The sequence below is a fragment of the Pseudomonas sp. WPR_5_2 genome (genome assembly GCF_003634475.1).
Taxonomy (GTDB): Bacteria; Pseudomonadota; Gammaproteobacteria; order Pseudomonadales; family Pseudomonadaceae; genus Aquipseudomonas; species Aquipseudomonas izuensis.
On sequence record NZ_RBLA01000001.1, the window covers coordinates 766,082 to 785,429 of the forward strand.

The following is a 19,348-nucleotide window of genomic DNA, read 5'->3' on the forward strand; positions in this document are numbered from 1 at the left end:
CCACTGGAGGTCCCCATGCATCTCGAAGGCTCCTGCCATTGCGGCGCGGTGTCGTTCAGCCTGAACAGCGCCCACCCCTACCCCTATCAACGCTGCTATTGCTCGATCTGCCGCAAGACCCAGGGCGGTGGCGGTTATGCGATCAACATTGCCGGTGACGCCAACAGCCTGAAAGTACGCGGGCGCAAGAACATCGCGATTTACCATGCGCTGCTCAAGGGCGAAGGCGAGGCACGTGCCCACCGCAGCAGCGCCGAACGGCATTTCTGCTCGGTGTGCGGTTCGGGTTTGTGGCTGTTCAGCCCAGAATGGCCGGAGCTGATTCACCCGTTTGCCTCGGCCATCGACACACCGCTGCCGGTGCCGCCGGAACACACGCATTTGCTGCTCGGATCAAAAGCGTCTTGGGTCGAAGTCGAAGTAAAAACCGATGATAAGCAGTTCGACGACTATCCAGAAGAATCCATCGCCCAGTGGCATGAGCGGCTGGGGTTGATTCGCTAACCTCCAGGGTTGCGTTTATTCATGCCATCAAGAGTGATTTAAAATTCACATTGTATTTGGCCCGGCGAGAAAATTACTCGAGATACTTTGACACTTTTCAAATTACCGACAAGCCGCTGACAACTTGCCCATTCCAACCAAAGCTTTTACCGTCTTATTTCAAAGTACAAGCCCACTAACGCTCGACATCACCCAACCAAAACCAAGGAATGGTTATGCGCAAAAAATACATGGCAATATCCTGCTCACTGGCAGGCGCATTATTTTTATCGGCAAACACTCTTGCGGCGGATCTCGGAGAGGGATTAATCAATGAAACAGACTCGGTACTATTAAAGAACCGCAACAACAATTACACACGCTGGAATGGCGTCGGGAAAATATTCCGGGATGACGAACCCTCGTGCACCGCAAGCCTGCTGGATACACGCGACAAAAACGATAAGGCCGCAGGTCCCGCTTACTTATTGACTGCCGCACATTGCGTGCTTGGCGTAGCTGGGCCACGTCCTGATACAGCGATTAAAGAAAGTGTGAAATTCAACTACTTCAATGATACGACGGACGCCTATAAAAGCTACTCCATCAAACAAACTCTCTGGAAAGATTTCAAGCATACGGACCTGGCGATCATGGAACTGGATGCTGCACTTTCCACGCTGCTCGAAGATGGCATTACTCCGCTCCGACTGGCATCCGAGTGGGCAGGCAATGCGACCGATGTCCTGGTCGTCGGTGCTCCGGAAAACTTGCCGGAATCAGGCCTGCGCATGGCGGCGTGCACTCAGGAGCCAACAGCGGCCACCTTGGTCGAAGGCTTCGAGGCCTTTGACGGAACACTGAAAAACCGCTGCAAGGAAATCCGGCCCGGCTCCTCCGGCAGTCCCGTCATCGACCGAAAAAGCGGACATATACTCAGTGTTTTAGCGACAAGTACCTACGGCGCGACAACCGAGGAAAAATGCTTCTCCAACGCACCATGTGAAGTGATGAACGGACAAATTGCATGGTCTATCGACACTCACTATTCTCACTCCATCGATAAGCTCTCAGATTGCTTCAGCGAGGGCTTCTTCACCACTGTTTCAAATACCTGTACCGCCGAAAGCACCTTCAAGATAACCGATCGGAAATACTGGCCTACCCAGTACGTGGCCATGCCCAAAGATCCTGGCAGCCCCGATGCCGTCATCAATGCACAGTTCTCGATAAGCACCCCCTTCTACCGGTTCAAGACGGTACGCAATGCCCTCGAATGCCGATCTCCCCGCAACTACAGCGGCACTATCGTTGCAAAAGATGCAGTTGTTGACACGCCTCTCAGTAGAGATCCCGGCATGCATTATCTTTGTGTCGTAGGCGTGGAGTCTTCCGATCAACGACCCGATGTCGCGATGATGAAGAACGCATGGATCACACCCGTTCAATTGATAGATAGAACACCGGTTAAATCCCGGAGCCAACTATCATTTTGGGTGCGGACTGGAATTACAACGTTAAATGGCGCTATCAGATTCCCGTGTATTTCGGAACCCTCTATTACGCAGGCCCCGCCAATGACACCGATTGCAGCAAAGTCAACATTGCTGACTACATCAATACTTTCGAAGCCGTAGAATTCAAGGCCGAACAACTTCCGTTGACGCTGTGCAGCAGGAACACGGATTTGAGCAATCGCTACTCGAAAGTTCGAACAGACTTGCTCGCACTGCCTTGAAGGCAGGGTGAGGCTGTTGACCCCATCAGCCTGATAAATGGCTGATGGGGATTTCATTCGTGGACTCAGTTAACGGACGCCTGCATCGGCACGCCACTGTGGAACCGGAACTCCACATCAGGCGACTCAATCAATTCCTGCTCGGCAGCACGTACCTTGTCAATCACCTGGGCGATGTCCTTGGCCTCCCCGTACTGATAAGCCAGTTTCAGGTACCCCTGGAAATGCCGGGCCTCGCTTTTGAGCAAGCCGAAGTAGAACTTGCCCAACTCTTCGTCCAGATGCGGCACCAGCGCCTCGAATCGCTCGCAACTGCGGGCTTCGATGAACGCGCCGACCACCAGGGTATCCACCAGTTTTACCGGTTCGTGACTGCGTACCACCTTGCGCAGCCCCGAGGCATAGCGCCCGGCAGACAGCTGGCGCAGCGCGATCTTGCGCTTTTTCATCAGGCGCATGACTTGTTCGTGGTGCACCAGTTCCTCCCGGGCCAGCCGCGACATCATGTTGATCAGGTCGACGTGGGAGTGATATTTAGCAATCAGGCTCAACGCCGTGCTGGCGGCCTTGAATTCGCAATTCTTGTGGTCGATCAGCAGGGTTTCCTGGTCGGCCAGCGCGGCCTGGACCCAGCCGTCGGGGGTGCGACAGCCGAGGAACTCGTGAATTTCGGGAAGGATCATGGGGCCCACGGGATTAAAGGTTCTAAACGAAGGGCGCCGATTATACCGGCCTGTCGGCAGACCACCAGTCGACGACCGTTGATATGCATCAACCCCCCTTGCCACAAGCAGCAACTATAGTTGTGCAACGCCACGCTTTTTCATTTTCAGGAGATCCCGCTCATGCAAGCCATACGCAGCATTCTGGTGGTCATCGAACCCGAACACTCGGAAAGCCTGGCGCTCAAACGGGCCAAATTGATTGCCGGCGTCACCCAGGCGCATCTGCACCTGCTGGTGTGCGACCCCAAACATGATCACAGCGCCATGCTGAGCGTGCTCAAGGCCGCTTTGCTGGAAGACGGTTACAGCGTCACCACCGAACAGGCGTGGAACCAGAGCCTGCAGGAAACCATCGTCGATGTGCAGCAGGCCGAGGGCTGTGGCCTGGTGATCAAGCAGCATTTCCCCGACAGTGCGCTGAAAAAAGCCCTGTTGACCCCGGCAGACTGGAAATTGCTGCGTCATTGCCCGACGCCGGTGCTGCTGGTGAAAACCGCGGGTTCGTGGAAGGACAAGGTGATTCTGGCGGCCATTGATGTGGGCAACCAGGACCTTGAACACCGTCACTTGCATAACACCATCATCGATCACGGCTATGACATCGCCAGCCTGGCCAAGGCCCAGTTGCACGTGATCAGCGCCCATCCGTCGCCAATGTTGTCATCGCCCGACCCGACCTACCAGCTCAGCGAAACCATCGAGGCGCGTTATCGCGAACAGTGCAAGGCGTTCCAGGCCGAGTTCGACATCGATGACGAACACCTGCACATCGCGGAAGGCCCGGCGGATGTGTTGATTCCCTTCATGGTGCACAAGCTGCAGGCGGCAGTGACGGTGATCGGCACCGTAGCGCGCAGCGGTCTCTCGGGAACGTTGATCGGCAATACGGCGGAAGTGGTGCTCGATGCGGTGGAGAGCGATGTGCTGGTGCTCAAGCCGCAGGAGGTTGAGGATCATCTGGAGGAGATTGCGAACAAGCATTGAGAGTTGCCGTGCCTGGAAGATTGTCATCGCGGGCAAGCCTTGCTCCTACAGGATCTCCACCGTCTGTAGGAGCAAGGCTTGCCCGCGATGCTTTTAACGGTCAACCGCCAAACGCATCCTTGAGGAAACCCGGCGCAATGTAGCGCTGGTAATGCGCCTCGGAGAGCAGGAAAAACTCCCGATCGATGGCATCGCGCAGTTCCGGCAGGTTCCAGTCGCGGAACTCCGGCAGCAGCACCATCCCGTAGGCCTCCAGATTATTGATGACCCGCGCCCCACGAGCGATCAACTGGTACGCCCAGCAATAAGCCGACTGGTGCGGCACGAAACGAATCTTGCGCTGCTCCAGCTGGGTTCTGAGCAGCGACGCATCGAAAATTTCCACCTTGGCCGCCATTACCTGGGACAACAGCTGCTCCAGACGCAGCCACACCGCGCGCTTTTCTTCCTCGTTGTAACCGTTCCAGTGAATCACTTCATGGTGGAAACGCTTGCAGCCACGGCACACCAGGTCACCGTAAACAGTGGAGCAAAGGCCGACACAGGGGGTCTTGATGGTTTGATTGGGCATAGGCAGGCAGAACACGAAAAAGCAAAACAGGCCGGCATGTTAGCCCTTTGTCCGCCATTGATCACCCCTCAAAGTTCAGGGCCAAAGGGGCTGGCGGCCTTTGGCGACCGTCACCACCAAAGTCCAATAAACCCTGACTTACCTTTAATTTTTTTTTGCCGTAGAATCAGCCTGCCTTTTTAGGCGCCAATGTCCGTTAGAAGCTGTTTTCAAAGCGTCACGAGCACAGTCGTTCCTTCAGAGCGGTGTTGGCGAAAGGTTTTTCCAGCGGGGAAAAGCCCAACGCCAACCCTCATCAGCTCCCGTTCTGCAGGCGTAAAACTTTGAAAGCAGCTTCTGTAAGGAATTGCCGGTAATTCTGGCTAAGTGGCTCACAACGCCATGCAGCGCATGAGTACGGCAATTTCGGGATGAGCGTCCCGGACACCCATTTGGGACCACTGATGAGGGTAATAACTGTGCTTGAAGCCTACCGCAAACATATCGAAGAGCGCGCAGCACTGGGTATCGTTCCCCAGCCGCTAAACGCCGAACAAACTGCAGGCCTGGTCGAGCTGCTGAAAAATCCCCCGGCTGGCGAAGAAGCATTCCTCGTTGACCTGATCACCAATCGCGTTCCGCCTGGAGTGGACGAAGCGGCCTATGTCAAGGCCGGTTTCCTGTCCGCCATCGCCAAAGGCGAAGCCCAATCCCCCCTGATCGACAAGAAGCGCGCTGTTGAACTGCTCGGCACCATGCAGGGCGGCTACAACATCGTGACTCTGGTAAACCTGCTGGACGACGCCGAACTGGCACCAGTAGCTGCCAAAGAACTCAAGCACACCCTGCTGATGTTCGATGCCTTCCACGACGTTGCTGAACGCGCCAAGAAAGGCAACGCTCACGCCCAAGGCGTGCTGCAATCCTGGGCTGATGGCGAGTGGTTCAAGAACCGCCCGACCCTGGCCGACAAGATCAGCCTGCGCGTATTCAAGGTGACTGGCGAGACCAACACCGACGACCTGTCCCCTGCTCCCGATGCCTGGTCCCGCCCGGACATCCCGCTGCACGCCCTGGCCATGCTGAAAATGGCTCGCGACGGCATCGTGCCTGACGCACAAGGCGTCACCGGTCCGATGAAGCAGATCGAAGAAATGCGCAACGCCGGCTTCCCGATCGCCTACGTCGGCGATGTGGTCGGTACCGGTTCTTCGCGTAAATCGGCAACCAACTCGGTACTGTGGTTCTTCGGCGACGACGTTCCTTACGTGCCGAACAAGCGTGCAGGCGGCTTCTGCTTCGGCAGCAAGATCGCTCCGATCTTCTACAACACCATGGAAGATGCCGGCGCACTGCCAATCGAATTCGACGTGTCCAACATGCACATGGGCGACGTGATCGACCTGTACCCGCATGCTGGCAAAGTCTGCAAGCACGGCACCGACGAAGTCCTGACCACCTTCGAAATGAAGACCCCGGTCCTGTTGGACGAAGTACGTGCTGGCGGCCGTATCCCGCTGATCATTGGCCGTGGCCTGACCGAGAAGGCCCGCGCCGAGCTGGGTCTGCCTCCGTTCGACCTGTTCAAGAAGCCTGAAGCTCCTGCTGAAAGCACCAAGGGTTTCACCCTGGCGCAGAAAATGGTTGGTAAAGCTTGCGGCGTAGCCGGTGTGCGTCCTGGCACCTACTGCGAACCGAAGATGACCACCGTGGGTTCTCAGGACACCACCGGTCCAATGACCCGTGACGAACTGAAAGACCTGGCCTGCCTGGGCTTCTCCGCTGATCTGGTGATGCAGTCGTTCTGCCACACCGCGGCTTATCCAAAGCCGATCGACGTGACCACCCACCACACCCTGCCTGACTTCATCATGACCCGTGGCGGCGTTTCCCTGCGTCCGGGCGACGGCATCATCCACTCGTGGCTGAACCGCATGCTGCTGCCAGACACCGTCGGTACCGGTGGTGACTCCCACACCCGTTTCCCGATGGGCATTTCGTTCCCGGCCGGTTCCGGCCTGGTTGCGTTCGCCGCTGCCACCGGCGTCATGCCGCTGGACATGCCGGAATCGATCCTGGTGCGCTTCAAAGGCAAAATGCAACCTGGCGTCACCCTGCGTGACCTGGTTCATGCCATTCCTTACTTCGCAATCCAGAAAGGTCTGTTGACCGTCGAGAAGAAAGGCAAGAAAAACGCCTTCTCCGGCCGCATCCTGGAAATCGAAGGCCTGGACAACCTGAGCATCGAACAGGCTTTCGAACTGTCCGACGCCTCGGCCGAACGTTCGGCTGCCGGTTGCACCATCAAGCTGTCGAAAGACTCGATCACCGAGTACCTGCAGTCCAACATCACCCTGCTGCGCTGGATGATCGGCGAAGGCTACGGCGATGTACGTACCCTGGAACGTCGCGCCCAAGCGATGGAAGCCTGGATCGCCAACCCTGAGCTGATGGAAGCCGATGCCGACGCGGAATACGCCGAAGTCATCGAGATCGACCTGGCCGACGTCAAGGAGCCTGTGCTCTGCGCGCCAAACGACCCGGACGACGCTCGCCTGCTCTCCAGCGTTGCTGGCGAGAAGATCGACGAAGTGTTCATCGGTTCCTGCATGACCAACATCGGTCACTTCCGCGCTGCCGGCAAGTTGCTGGATCAGGTCAAGGGTCAGCTGCCAACCCGTCTGTGGCTGTCGCCACCGACCAAGATGGACGCTCACCAGTTGACCGAAGAAGGCTACTACGGCATCTACGGTAAAGCTGGCGCGCGCATGGAAATGCCGGGCTGCTCGCTGTGCATGGGTAACCAGGCACGCGTAGAGCCGAACTCGACCGTTGTGTCGACTTCGACCCGTAACTTCCCGAACCGTCTGGGTGACGGCGCGAACGTCTACCTGGCTTCGGCCGAGCTGGCGTCCGTGGCGTCCATCCTGGGTCGCCTGCCGACCGTCGAGGAGTACATGGAATACGCTGGCAAGATCGACAGCATGGCGGCCGATGTCTACCGCTACCTGTCCTTCGACCAGATCGCCGAGTTCCGTGAAGCTGCTGCGAACGCCAACATCCCGGTCGTTCAAGCCTAACGTTGCAACGCAATGAAAAACGCCGCCCATCGTGAGATGGGCGGCGTTTTTTTATGCCTGTAAAACTGTTGCTGCCTGTTCCGGCCTCATCGCGGGCAAGCCCGCTCCCACAGTAATTGATGTCGTTCACAAAACCTGTGGGAGCGGGCTTGCCCGCGATGAGGCCAGCACATTCAGCACAATCATTTGTTCAGCTCGCGGACCTGCTGCACCGCCCCATCCACGCTCAACCCACTCAGCACCACCCCGTTGGCCTCCACCTCCGGCAATGCCGCCAGCGCCGCTTGCGCACTGTCCTTGAGACGAGCCAGCGTCAGGCGCTTGCCTTCCTGATGCACCTGCACGAAAAACGCCTGCAGCGCCTCGATGCTGGTGCCATCCAGGTCAGGGGATTCCTCAAGACTGAGAATCACTGAATGAACAGGCTCCTGCGAGTGCCGGATCAGACGCAAGGCGCCGCCAAGAATCCGCTCGACATTGGCAAAGAACAACGCCTCACCCGGCCGGACAATCAACACCCCTGGCACGGTTTGCGCCGCTGGATGGCGTTGCAGGTCGACAAAGTCGTGACCGCCATCGATGCGCCCCAGAATCTGAATATCCGCCGCCGACATCTGCTTGAGCATCAGCAGCACACTGATCGCCACGGCCACCAGCAAGCCGTCCAGCACCCCCAGCACCAACACCGCACCCACGGCGCAGATCACCAGCAGACGGTCACGGCGCCAGATGAAATACCGCCCCAGCGGCTGCAGACTCAAGCCGCGTCCCAGGGCATGGACGACGATGGCGGCAAGGATCGGCTCCGGGGTCAGGGCGATGTACGGCAGTACTGTCAGGACAATGACCAGCACCACCAGCGCTGCCACGATACCCGCCAGACGCGAAGTGGCTCCCGCCGCCTCATTGGCCGACGTGGCCGAATACCCTGCGCCGGCCGGCATGCCGTGGAACAGTCCGGACAACAGGTTGCTGGCCCCCAACGCCAGCAGGTCGCGGTTCGAGGTGACGCGATCCCCGTGCTTGAGCGCATAGGCACTGATCGAGCCATAAGACTCCGCATACAGGATCATCACCATGGCGAACGCCAATTCACCCAGACGCAACCAGTCGGCAAACGGCAGTACCGGCAGCGCCGGCACCTCCAGGCTCAGGTCGATCACACCGATCAGCTTCACCCCATAAGCCGGCAAGTCCAGCCAATGCCCCGCCGCGATGCCAATGACCACCACCAACAAACCACCTGGCAGACGTCGAAACCGTGCGAACAACCATAACAAAACCAATGCCACGGCACCGACGCCAGCCGCCGCCCAGTTCCATTGCGGCAATTGTTCCAGCAGTTGCGGCAAAAAGCGCACCAGGTTGGCATCGGTCAAATGCACACCGACCACGCTGGCGACCTGCTTGAGAATGATGGTCAGTGCCAGGCCAAAGGCAAAACCGCGCAGCACCGGTTTGGCGATGAACGACGTCACGCTGCCGAGCTTGAACAACCCGGCCAGCAAGAAAAACGCCCCGGTCACCAGCACCAGACTGAAGGCCAGGGTCGAGCGCAATTGCTCGTCGCCATTGGCCAGGGTGGCGGTCGCGGCGGCCAGCACGGCGGCGGAGGATGAGGTGGCCGAGACAATGGCGAAGCGGCTGGTGCCGAACAGGCCATAACACAGCAATCCGGCGAACAGGGCGATCACCCCGGCCTGGGGTGCCAGTGCGGCGATGCCTGAATAAGCGACTGCCTCGGGCAGCAGCAGGCCGGCAATCGACACACCTGCCAGCAGGTCCTGCCAGCGATTGGGTGGTTCAACGGGGTTGGGCGGTAAGGCACTCGGCAATCCGGAGTCTCCAGGCGAAAAAAAACCGCTGCACGTATCACGTGCAGCGGCCACTGTAGCTGTCAATCAGGCACTGCGCGAGCAGGCCGGTCGATCACGCGGTCAAGGAGTAGATCAACGCGCTGATCGCCACCAGACCTACCGCCACCACAAACACGTTCGACGCCTGACCGCGATAACGCGCCATGGCGGGTACCTTGCGGATGGCATACATCGGCATCAGGAACAGGATCGCCGCGATCACCGGGCCACCGAGGGTTTCGATCATGCCGAGAATGCTCGGGTTCAATGTGGCGACGATCCAGCACACCACCAGCATGAAAGCGGCGGTCATGCGGTCCAGGGTCTTGGCGGACGGACGCTTGCCGCTTTTGACGATCAGGCCCTTGAGGCCTTCGCTGGCGCCGATGTAGTGCCCCAGGAACGACTTGGAAATGGCCACGAACGCAATCAACGGCGCCGCGAAGGCGATCGTCGGGTTGCTGAAGTGGTTGGCCAGGTACGACAGGATCGACAGGTTCTGCGCTTTCGCTTCCGCCAGTTGCGCCGGCGACAGGGTCAGCACGCAGCTGAAGACGAAGAACAGTACCATCACCACCATCAAGGCGTGGGCGCGGGACAGGATTTGCGAACTGCGCTGCTCGGCGTGGTCACCGTAACGACGCTTCTGGTCCACCGCGAACGCCGAGATGATCGGCGAATGGTTGAACGAGAACACCATCACCGGGATTGCCAGCCAGAGGGTGTGCAACAGCGCCGACGGCTCAGGCAACGTGCTGGCCGTGGTCAGGATGCCGCCGTTCCAGTGCGGAATCAGGAACACCGCCAGGAACAGCAGTGCGACGATGAATGGGTACACCATCAGGCTCATGGCCTTGACGATCATTTGCTCACCGCAGCGCACCACGGCCAACAGGCCGAGAATCAGCACCAGCGACAGCACCGCGCGCGGTGGCGGCATGATGTGCAGTTGATGTTCGAGGAAGCTGCCCACGGTGTTGGTCAGGGCCACGCTGTAGATCAACAGGATCGGGAAGATCGCGAAGAAATACAGCAACGTGATCAATGCGCCGGCCTTGAGGCCGAAATGCTCTTCCACCACTTCGGTGATGTCGGCACCTTCACGGCCCGACAGCACGAAGCGGGTCAGGCCGCGGTGTGCGTAGAAGGTCATCGGGAACGCCAGCAGCGCCAGGACCAACAGCGGCCAGAAGCCACCCAGGCCTGCGTTGATCGGCAAAAACAGGGTTCCCGCACCAATCGCCGTGCCAAACAGGCCCAGCATCCAGGTGGTGTCTTGACGATTCCAGCTCGAAAGGGTCGCTGGTGTCGCTGCTACATAGCGTTCGTTAACGCTATTGGCCTGATCATTCATCCAGTGGGATCTCCACATTCCGGTCACTTGCCACCCGGCCAGAACGCGTCGGAATACCCGACAGGCAGCGCCCGGCCGAAACAGGGGCGCGATTCTGGAGGATTAGTGAACAGAAGCAAAGACTTAGGTGAGGGACGGTGGTGCCAATTTAATAAATGTGAGCAGCAGAAAACCCTGTGGGAGCGAGCCTGCTCGCGAATACGGTGGCACATCCACCATTGAGGTGACTGACACACCGCTTTCGCGAGCAGGCTAGCGCCCACAGGGATTTCGCTATTTTCGGGCTTTGCGTTTCATCGCCAAACGACAATGGGCACTTGATAAAGGTTGTTCATCATGTATTTTTAAACACACCTGCCCTCGATCTGGAGTCATCCCATGCCACTGGTTCGCGTCGAAATCAAAAAGCAACAGGACCCCACCTACGCCAAACGCATCGGCCAACTGATCTATGCCGCCATGCGCACCACCATTGGCGTGCCGGAAAACGATAACTTCCAGATCCTCGCCGAACACGATGAGCATCATTTCATCTTCGATCCCCAGTATCTGGGCATCCCGCGCAGCGACGGCCTGGTCATCATTCAGATCACCCTGAGCGAAGGCCGTACCGTCGAGCAGAAAAAACTGCTCTACAAAACCATCGCCGAGAGTCTCAACACAGAACTGGCCGTGCGTCTGGAAGATGTTTTCATTAATCTGGTGGAAGTGAAGAAGGAGAACTGGTCGTTCGGCAATGGTATTGCCCAATACGCTCTCTGACTTTCCATCCAGCTACCTGTGAGCCGCCAATGCCCCGAGTTTCCCGCAAGCAAGCCGACCTCAACCGCGAAATCATCGTCGACGCTGCTACACGACTATTCCGCGAGCGAGGCCTGCATGGGATCAGTGTCGTCGATGTGATGGCCGCTGCCGGCCTGACCCACGGCGGCTTCTATGGTCACTTCGAGTCCAAGGAAGCGCTGGCCAGGGAGGCCAGCGAGCGGGCATTCAAAGAGGTGGGCACGCGTTGGCGCGAGCGGGTCGCCACGGCTGACGACAAGGCCGCCGCGCGCCGCGCCCTGATCGAGCCGTACCTGTCGGTCAATAGTCGCGACAATCCCGGCGAGAGCTGCCCGGTGGTGGCCTTCGCCGGCGACATGTGCCATGAAAGCGCCGGGAGTGGTTTGCGCGAACCGTTCATGGCGGGCCTGAACCGCCTGCTCGACTCGTTCGCCAAGTTGATGGACTCACAGGATAGCGCCGAAAACCGGCAACAGGCGCTGGTGCAGTACTCGCTGATGGTCGGCGCCCTGACGCTGGCCCGGGCTACCCGGGGTGAAGCCCTGTCGGATGAAATCCTCGAGGCCGCGCGCAGTTTTCTGACAACAGAAAAGCCAGGCTCCCCTCCCCAACCTGAAGATTCGGCGTAACAGTAAATGTATCGCAGGCGACGCCAGCTCCTACACTGAGAAGCGTGGCTTCGAAGACAACATTGCCAAAACGTTCCGGGGCCAGCAATCTCAAGCGACGTTCGAGTCCGATATCCGATGCCCACAGGAGCCAAGCATGCCCGCAACCGTTCTGGTACTGGTTGAAACCATCAATGATTACCTGCCCATTCTCGAACATCAGGGTTTCCACCTGATTCTGGCCCCGACCCCCGCCGAGCGCGCCGAAGCCATCAGCCGTCACGGCGGGCAGATCGACGCTGTCCTCACCCGCGGTCCACTGGGCCTGTATACCGATGAAATAGCCGCCCTGCCTAACCTGAAGATCATCTGCGTGATCGGCGCCGGTTATGAAATGGTCGACCTGCAAGCCGCCGCGAACCGGGGCATCACCGTCACCAACGGTGCCGGGGTCAACGCCTCGTCCGTTGCCGACCACGCCATGGCCCTGTTGCTGTCGCTGGTACGTGATGTGCCGCGTTGCGATGCCGCCGTGCGCCGGGGTGAGTGGCCGAAAGTCATGCGCCCCTCCCTCGCCGGCAAACGCCTGGGTATTCTCGGCCTCGGCGCCGTCGGGATGGCCATCGCCAAACGCGCTGCCGCGGGCTTCGACATGAGTGTGAGTTACCACAACCGCCAACATCGCAGCGACGTGCCCTATGACTTCTGCTCGACCCCTACCGAGCTGGCACGCGCCTCGGACTTTCTGATCGTCGCCGCCCCTGGCGGCCTCGGCACCCAACACCTGATCAACCGCCAGGTACTCGACGCCCTCGGCCCCAAGGGTTTCCTCGTCAACATCGCCCGGGCCAGCGTGGTGGTCACCGCCGACCTGATTTCCGCGCTTGAGCAACGGCGCATCGCCGGTGCCGCGCTGGATGTGTTCGATGCCGAGCCGCAGGTCCCGGACGCGTTCAAATCCCTGTCCAACGTCATCCTGACCCCGCATGTCGCCGGGTTATCGCCGGAGGCCACCCAAGGCACCGTCGAACTGGTGGGCCGCAACCTCGTGGCGTTTTTTTCCGGCCAACCCGTATTGACCCCGATAGAGCTGCCAGCCATCAGCAGCAACGCTGTTGTGTAGGACTATTCAAACAGGTGTATCAAAAACAATGATTGCCCGGCAACACGCTCACCTATAAGGGCCGTTCGTGGTTGTGGGTACCGGGTGCGCGCATTAGATTAGCCAATAGTTGCAGGCCTCCAGAATAAGCAGAAGGGATAAGCATGGCGCTTACTGACCAGTCCACCCGCATCCGCTCCGGCGAAGAACTCGATGCCAGCCTGATCGACCCCTACCTCAAGGCGCACATTCCAGGCCTTGGCGGGTTGCCGCAGATCAGCCAGTTTCCGGGCGGCGCATCGAACCTCACCTATTTGCTCGAATACCCTGAACAGGAGTTCGTCCTGCGTCGGCCGCCCTTCGGCCACAAGGCCAAGTCCGCCCATGACATGGGGCGCGAATTCCGCATCCTCAATCAACTGCGCGACGGCTTTCCGTATTGCCCGAAAGCCTATGTGCATTGCACCGACGAATCGGTGATCGGCGCCGAGTTCTACGTGATGGAACGGGTCAAGGGCATCATCCTGCGCTCCGAACTGCCACCGGAACTGGGGTTCGATCCGGCGAAAACCGAAGCCCTGTGCAAGAGTTTCATCGACAAGTTCGTCGAACTGCACCGGGTCGACTACAACGCCTATGGCCTGGGTGACCTCGGCAAACCCGAAGGTTACGTGGCGCGACAGATCAAAGGCTGGAGTGACCGCTACGAGAAAGCCCTGACCCCGGACGCGCCGCAGTGGGAAGCGGTGAAAGCCTGGCTCAACGACAAGATGCCGGCCGATCACCCGACCTCCAGCATCGTGCACAACGACTACCGCTTCGACAACGTGATCCTCGACCCGAACAACCCGATGCAGATCATCGGCGTGCTCGACTGGGAACTGACCACCCTCGGCGACCCGCTGATGGACCTGGGCAACACCCTCGCCTACTGGATCGAAGCCGGGGACCCGCCGCCGGTGCAACTGATGCGCCGCCAGCCGAGCCACGCACCGGGCATGCTGACCCGCCGCGAGTTCGTCGATTACTACGCCGAACGCTCGGGCATCCAGATCGACAACTTTGACTTCTACTACACCTACGGCCTGTTCCGCCTGGCCGGTATCGTGCAGCAGATCTACTACCGCTTCTACCATGGCCAGACCCAGGACAAACGCTTCGCGCAGTTCATTCACATGAACAAACTGCTGGAGCAGATGAGCCTGCAAGTGATCCAGAAATCCAGCCTCTGACCCCCCCTGCAGGAGCGAGCCTGCTCGCGATGCTCGTCAACGATAACGCGTGCCAGCTGGATGAACGCGTTGTCCGGACGTTTTTCGCGAGCAGGCTCGCTCCTACAGTGGACAGAATTAGCCTTTGATCCAGATCTCCAATAAGGAAAATCCCATGTCCAAGACTCAGTTGTTCGACCTCGACGGCAAGATCGCTTTCGTCTCCGGCGCCAGCCGTGGCATCGGTGAAGCCATCGCCAAACTGCTGGCGCAGCAAGGTGCCCATGTCATCGTTTCGAGCCGCAAACTCGAAGGCTGCCAGCACGTGGCCGACGCGATCATCGCCGCCGGTGGCAAGGCGACGGCCATCGCCTGCCATATCGGTGAAATGGAACAGATCAGCCAGGTCTTCGCCGGCATCAAGGAACAGTTCGGGCGCCTGGACATCCTGGTCAACAACGCGGCGACCAACCCACAGTTCTGCAACGTGCTGGATACCGACCTCAGTGCGTTCCAGAAGACCGTCGACGTCAACATCCGCGGCTACTTCTTCATGTCGGTGGAAGCCGGCAAGCTGATGCGCGAGAACGGTGGCGGCAGCATCATCAACGTGGCGTCGATCAACGGTGTTTCGCCGGGCGTGTTCCAGGGCATCTACTCGGTGACCAAGGCGGCCGTGATCAACATGACCAAAGTATTCGCCAAGGAATGCGCGCAATTCGGTATCCGTTGCAACGCCCTGTTGCCAGGCCTGACCGACACCAAGTTCGCTTCGGCACTGGTGAAGAACGAGGCCATCCTGAACACCGCGCTGCAGCAGATTCCACTCAAGCGCGTCGCGGATCCGAGCGAAATGGCCGGCGCGGTGCTCTACCTCGCCAGCGATGCATCGAGCTACACCACGGGCGTTTCGCTGAACGTGGACGGTGGTTTCCTGTCCTGATCCACTTTTGATGTTGATTTTTTGTAGGAGCGAGGCTTGCCCGCGAAGGCGATCTCACAGACGCCTTCGCGGGCAAGCCTCGCTCCTACAAAAACACGGCAATATCAGCTTTTACTGGGTGACACAGCGCGTCGTGGTAGTGAGCCGGGTCACTTCTCCCTCTTCAGCCCTCACATCGCCCATGACATCGGTTTTATCCATGGTCTGACAGGTACGCTCAGGCGGTGGCGGCGGTGCAGCCGGTGGAGGGGGTGGCGGGCTGGCACAACCACCGAGAATCACGGCACTGAGTGCAATCGGAGCGAAAATGCATTTCCCGAAACTGTTCATAAGATGACCCGCGATAAGTGATCGATAAGTTTGTGACAACGAAACGCTGCCAAAAAGTTCACGAATGGGTCACAGAAAAGCTGCTTTTGTGGGTCTAGAAGTCCGACCGGGAGTCAAAACCGACAAAAATCAGCGAACAGGATCGGGGCGATGCAGGGTGTTGCTTTCCAGTTCGTAACGCAGTTCCTCGATCAGCGACACGACCGCTTCGCTGGTGTTGAGTGTTGTCACGTTCAACCCGCTGACCACCAGGTCCACCTCCCCCGATACCGGATGGTAGAGCTTCACTGTCAACGAATGATCGCCGCTGACCGTGCAATCGCAGGCCAGGGGAGAAAAGCTGCGCTCCAGTAGCAGCCGCAGTTGCGCCACGTGAATCATTACAATTGACCCTCGTGGCAAGGGGCTGCGAATGGAATGGATTTTGGGTGCATGGCGGGTCCTTGAGCGGCTGGAGAAATCGCGGACGGAAGATCCAGGGATCCCCGTTCACACGCTCTCAGCCTAAGAGCCGTCGCACCTCGCCAAAACATCCATTTGCACTAGAGCGACTAGTGCATTTGCACCTTAACGCTGCCCCCTGGATCGCCCGGCACTGGAGAACAACCCACGCTCGCGCGCCCAGACAATCGCTTCGCCGCGACTGTGCAGATCGAGCTTGGAGTACACCGTCGCCACGTGATTGCGCACCGTGTTCGGCGCGAGCTTGAGACGTGCGGCAATCTCCTTGTCGGCCAGGCCTTCGCAGATCAGCTCAAGTACCTCTCGCTCCCGCGCCGTCAGGTCGGTGTAGGACACACTGGGCAACTGCGGTGAATTGACATTCTTTACGTTGGCCAGTTTTTCGATCAACGTGCGGCTGAACCACGAGGCGTCTTTCATCACCTCCTCGATGGCCGCCACCAGCTCCAGCTCCGTGCGTTTGCGTTCGGTGATGTCCATCAACACCAGCAAGTAGCAAGGGCTGTCCTGGATGTTCACGGTGTCCGCCGATACGGCACAGTCGATCAGTTCGGCGTCTTTCTTACGCACGCGAACATCAACGCGATCCAGGCTTGCGCTGTTCTCCAGCGCCATGAACAGTGCTGTCTTCGCCCCTCTGTCATGGATGAAGTCGATCTCGGCGATGGTCTTGCCCAGCACCTCTTCGCGGGGATACGCGAGGGTATCGAGAAACGCCTCATTCACATCCAGCACCACCTGATCAGCCGCGCTGCACACCAGGATCGGCACCGGCGTCAGGCGGAACGCCTTGGCAAAACGCTCCTCGCTCTGGCGCAGGGCGATTTCGGCCTTGTGCCGGGGCTCCATGTCGACGAAGGAAAACAGCATGCAGGGTTCGTCGTTGAATTCCAGGGGTTGCCCGGCGACGATCACTTGCTTGCTGCCGCCATCAGCCATACGCAGCTCGGCCTGCATTTGCGGAATGGTTGCGCCTTCGCGCAAGCGTTGCTTGGCCAGGTCCTTGTTTTCGGCCTGGTCCAGCACGTCCAGCTCATAGGTCGAGTGGCCGATCACTTGATCGCGGGCATAGCCGGTCATTTCGAGAAAACCGGGATTGACCTTGATGTAGCGCAAATCGCTCAGACGGCAGATCACCGCAGGCGCCGGGTTGGCGGCGAAGGTTTTTTCGAAGCGCTGCTCGGCGCTCGCCCAGTCAGTGACATCGTCCATGATCAGCACCAATGACGCCGGCTCGCCATGGTTGTCGGTCACTACCAGGCTGCGCACACGATGGACCCAGGTGCGAGCTTCGTCATGGGTCGGCGTCAACTCGACCAGCACGTCACTGAACGTCTCGCCGCGAGCCACACGACTGATCGGGTAGTTGGCGACCGGAACCGGGTGATTGTTGCGATAACGCAAGGCGAAGCGCCGCGCGTACTCCTTGGCGTCGGCCCCCAGCTCGCCGATCCGCTCGACGCCATGCATGGCCAGCGCGGCGTCGTTGGCCCAGACGATCGTCTCGTCCAGTTCCAGCAGGATCACGCCGTCGGACAGGCCGGTGATGATCTGCTGCAACTGGCGACGGCTGGTTTCGGTGCTCAGGACGTCTTGGCTCATGGGTTCTCCCCGGGGGCGATCTGTGAAGATGTCGACCGCGGGGCTACGGGATAGTGCGACAACAGCACAATCACCCTCTGTAGGAGCGAGCCTGCTCGCGATGGTGTGTCAGACAACGCTGAGTGTCTGATCCACCATCGCGAGCAAACTCGCTCCGACAAAGGGCAGGACAGGCCTTATGCAGCCAATTGCCCCCCGGCAATCGCCGCCGACGCCGCCAGCATCGCCCGCAACAGCACCGCACACCCCGCTGCCAGGTCATCCGGCGCGGCGTTCTCGATTTCGTTGTGACTGATGCCGCCTTCGCACGGCACGAAGATCATCCCGGCCGGACCGAGTTCGGCGAGGAAGATGGCGTCGTGTCCCGCGCCGCTGACGATGTCCATGTGGGACAGGCCCAGCCCTTGCGCGGCGCCGCGTACCGCTTCGACGCAACCCTTGTCGAAATACAGCGGCGGGAAGTCGGCGGTGGGTGTCAGCTCGTAGGTCAGGCCATGTTCCTCGCAGGTGGTTTCGATGACTTCGCGGACTTCGGCGATCATCGCGTCCAGGCGTGACGGCTCCAGATGCCGGAAGTCGAGGGTCATGCGCACTTCACCGGGGATGACGTTACGTGAGCCGGGATAGGCTTGCAGGCAACCGACGGTGCCGCAGGCGTGGGGTTGATGACCGAGCGCGGCGCGGTTGACGGCGCCGACGATCACCGCGGCGCCGACCAGTGCATCCTTGCGCAGGTGCATCGGGGTCGGGCCGGCATGGGCTTCGACACCGCGCAGTTTCAGGTCGAACCACTTCTGCCCGAGGGCGCCCATGACGACGCCGATGGTTTTGCGTTCATCTTCCAGAATCGGCCCTTGCTCGATGTGCGCTTCGAAGTAGGCTCCCACCGCGTGGCCGCTGACCGCGCGCGGCCCGGCATAACCGATGGCGTTCAGCGCCTCGCCGACGGTCACGCCCTCGGCATCGACCTTGGCCAGGGTTTCTTCCAGGGTGAATTTTTCCGCGAACACGCCGGAGCCCATCATGCACGGGGCGAAGCGCGAGCCTTCTTCGTTGGTCCACACCACCACTTCCAGCGGCGCTTCGGTTTCGATGCCCAGGTCGTTGAGGGTGCGCAGCACTTCGACCCCGGCCAGCACGCCGAAGCAGCCGTCGAACTTGCCACCGGTGGGCTGGGTGTCGATGTGGCTGCCGGTCATCACCGGCGGCAGATCGGGGTTGCGCCCGGGACGACGGGCGAAGATATTGCCCACGGCGTCGATGCTGACGGTGCAGCCGGCATCGATGCACCACTTCACAAACGTATCGCGGGCCTGGCGGTCGAGGTCGGTCAGGGCCAGGCGGCAGACGCCGCCCTTGACCGTGGCGCCGAGCCTGGCCAGTTCCATGAGCGACTGCCACAGGCGATCGCGGTTGATGTGCTGATGGGTGGACTGCAGAACGTCTACGGCTGCGTTCATGATGATCTCCTCAGGCTGTTCTTATAGGTTTCTTCAGGCAGTTCTTTGGGGCCCTTCAGGTCCTCATCGCTGGCAAG

Annotated in this window: 16 protein-coding genes; 9 read left to right on the plus strand and 7 right to left on the minus strand. The window is 59.5% G+C overall.

All coding sequences use genetic code 11. The annotated features are described in order from the left end of the window. The first annotated feature begins 15 nt into the window (after nt 1–15). Both BJ917_RS03345 and BJ917_RS03350 read left to right on the plus strand, forming a co-directional pair. The gene (locus BJ917_RS03345) at nt 16–504 is read left to right on the plus strand and encodes a GFA family protein (protein WP_096510973.1); all 489 of its coding nucleotides are present in this window, start codon (nt 16–18) and stop codon (nt 502–504) included. A gap of 215 nt (nt 505–719) precedes the next feature. Continuing rightward, nucleotides 720–2,120, plus strand: a complete 1,401-nt coding sequence (locus BJ917_RS03350) for a serine protease (protein WP_158602464.1) — start codon at nt 720–722, stop codon at nt 2,118–2,120. A gap of 166 nt (nt 2,121–2,286) precedes the next feature. On the opposite strand, the gene BJ917_RS03355 is transcribed toward BJ917_RS03350, so the two are convergent. Beyond that, complete coding sequence (locus BJ917_RS03355; protein WP_121101869.1) at nt 2,287–2,904, minus strand: tRNA-(ms[2]io[6]A)-hydroxylase; 618 nt, start codon at nt 2,902–2,904, stop codon at nt 2,287–2,289. 162 nt (nt 2,905–3,066) lie between these two features. On the opposite strand from BJ917_RS03355, the gene BJ917_RS03360 reads away from it, so the two are divergent. Then, nucleotides 3,067–3,930, plus strand: a complete 864-nt coding sequence (locus BJ917_RS03360) for a universal stress protein (protein WP_096510967.1) — start codon at nt 3,067–3,069, stop codon at nt 3,928–3,930. Between the two features lie 100 nt (nt 3,931–4,030). Here BJ917_RS03360 and BJ917_RS03365 read toward each other — a convergent pair whose 3' ends face one another. After that, on the minus strand, nt 4,031–4,501 hold the full coding sequence (locus tag BJ917_RS03365; protein ID WP_096510965.1) for a DUF1289 domain-containing protein: 471 nt from the start codon (nt 4,499–4,501) through the stop codon (nt 4,031–4,033). A gap of 458 nt (nt 4,502–4,959) precedes the next feature. On the opposite strand from BJ917_RS03365, the gene acnB reads away from it, so the two are divergent. After that, nucleotides 4,960–7,560, plus strand: a complete 2,601-nt coding sequence (gene acnB, locus BJ917_RS03370) for a bifunctional aconitate hydratase 2/2-methylisocitrate dehydratase (protein WP_096510963.1) — start codon at nt 4,960–4,962, stop codon at nt 7,558–7,560. Nucleotides 7,561–7,742: 182 nt separating this feature from the next. Here acnB and BJ917_RS03375 read toward each other — a convergent pair whose 3' ends face one another. Both BJ917_RS03375 and BJ917_RS03380 read right to left on the minus strand, forming a co-directional pair. Further along, nucleotides 7,743–9,395 (minus strand): SulP family inorganic anion transporter, encoded by a 1,653-nt coding sequence (locus tag BJ917_RS03375; RefSeq protein ID WP_121101872.1) that lies wholly within the window; start codon nt 9,393–9,395, stop codon nt 7,743–7,745. Nucleotides 9,396–9,489: 94 nt separating this feature from the next. Further along, complete coding sequence (locus BJ917_RS03380; RefSeq protein ID WP_096510959.1) at nt 9,490–10,770, minus strand: serine/threonine transporter; 1,281 nt, start codon at nt 10,768–10,770, stop codon at nt 9,490–9,492. Between the two features lie 378 nt (nt 10,771–11,148). On the opposite strand from BJ917_RS03380, the gene BJ917_RS03385 reads away from it, so the two are divergent. The 5 genes from BJ917_RS03385 (at nt 11,149) to BJ917_RS03405 (ending at nt 15,417) form a co-directional block, all read left to right on the plus strand. Beyond that, nucleotides 11,149–11,532 (plus strand): tautomerase family protein, encoded by a 384-nt coding sequence (locus BJ917_RS03385; protein ID WP_096510957.1) that lies wholly within the window; start codon nt 11,149–11,151, stop codon nt 11,530–11,532. Between the two features lie 29 nt (nt 11,533–11,561). After that, nucleotides 11,562–12,182 (plus strand): TetR/AcrR family transcriptional regulator, encoded by a 621-nt coding sequence (locus tag BJ917_RS03390; protein ID WP_121101875.1) that lies wholly within the window; start codon nt 11,562–11,564, stop codon nt 12,180–12,182. A gap of 136 nt (nt 12,183–12,318) precedes the next feature. Further along, nucleotides 12,319–13,284 carry a 2-hydroxyacid dehydrogenase gene (locus tag BJ917_RS03395; protein WP_096510953.1) on the plus strand — a complete coding sequence of 322 codons (966 nt, stop codon included), beginning with the start codon at nt 12,319–12,321 and terminating at the stop codon, nt 13,282–13,284. A gap of 143 nt (nt 13,285–13,427) precedes the next feature. Further along, a complete protein-coding gene (locus BJ917_RS03400) occupies nt 13,428–14,495 on the plus strand; it encodes a phosphotransferase family protein (protein WP_096510951.1) in 1,068 nt (355 codons plus the stop codon). Between the two features lie 154 nt (nt 14,496–14,649). After that, a complete protein-coding gene (locus tag BJ917_RS03405; protein WP_096510949.1) occupies nt 14,650–15,417 on the plus strand; it encodes an SDR family oxidoreductase in 768 nt (255 codons plus the stop codon). A gap of 459 nt (nt 15,418–15,876) precedes the next feature. Here the strand turns inward: BJ917_RS03405 and BJ917_RS03410 are convergent, their stop codons facing one another. The 3 genes from BJ917_RS03410 to BJ917_RS03420 all read right to left on the minus strand — a co-directional run bounded on the left by BJ917_RS03410 (nt 15,877) and on the right by BJ917_RS03420 (nt 19,271). Beyond that, on the minus strand, nt 15,877–16,128 hold the full coding sequence (locus BJ917_RS03410) for a DUF1652 domain-containing protein (protein ID WP_121101878.1): 252 nt from the start codon (nt 16,126–16,128) through the stop codon (nt 15,877–15,879). Nucleotides 16,129–16,314: 186 nt separating this feature from the next. Further along, entirely contained in the window at nt 16,315–17,811 is a 1,497-nt protein-coding gene (locus tag BJ917_RS03415; RefSeq protein WP_096510946.1) for a helix-turn-helix transcriptional regulator, read from the minus strand. A gap of 176 nt (nt 17,812–17,987) precedes the next feature. Continuing rightward, nucleotides 17,988–19,271 (minus strand): Zn-dependent hydrolase, encoded by a 1,284-nt coding sequence (locus BJ917_RS03420; protein WP_121101881.1) that lies wholly within the window; start codon nt 19,269–19,271, stop codon nt 17,988–17,990. Nucleotides 19,272–19,348 lie beyond the last annotated feature (77 nt).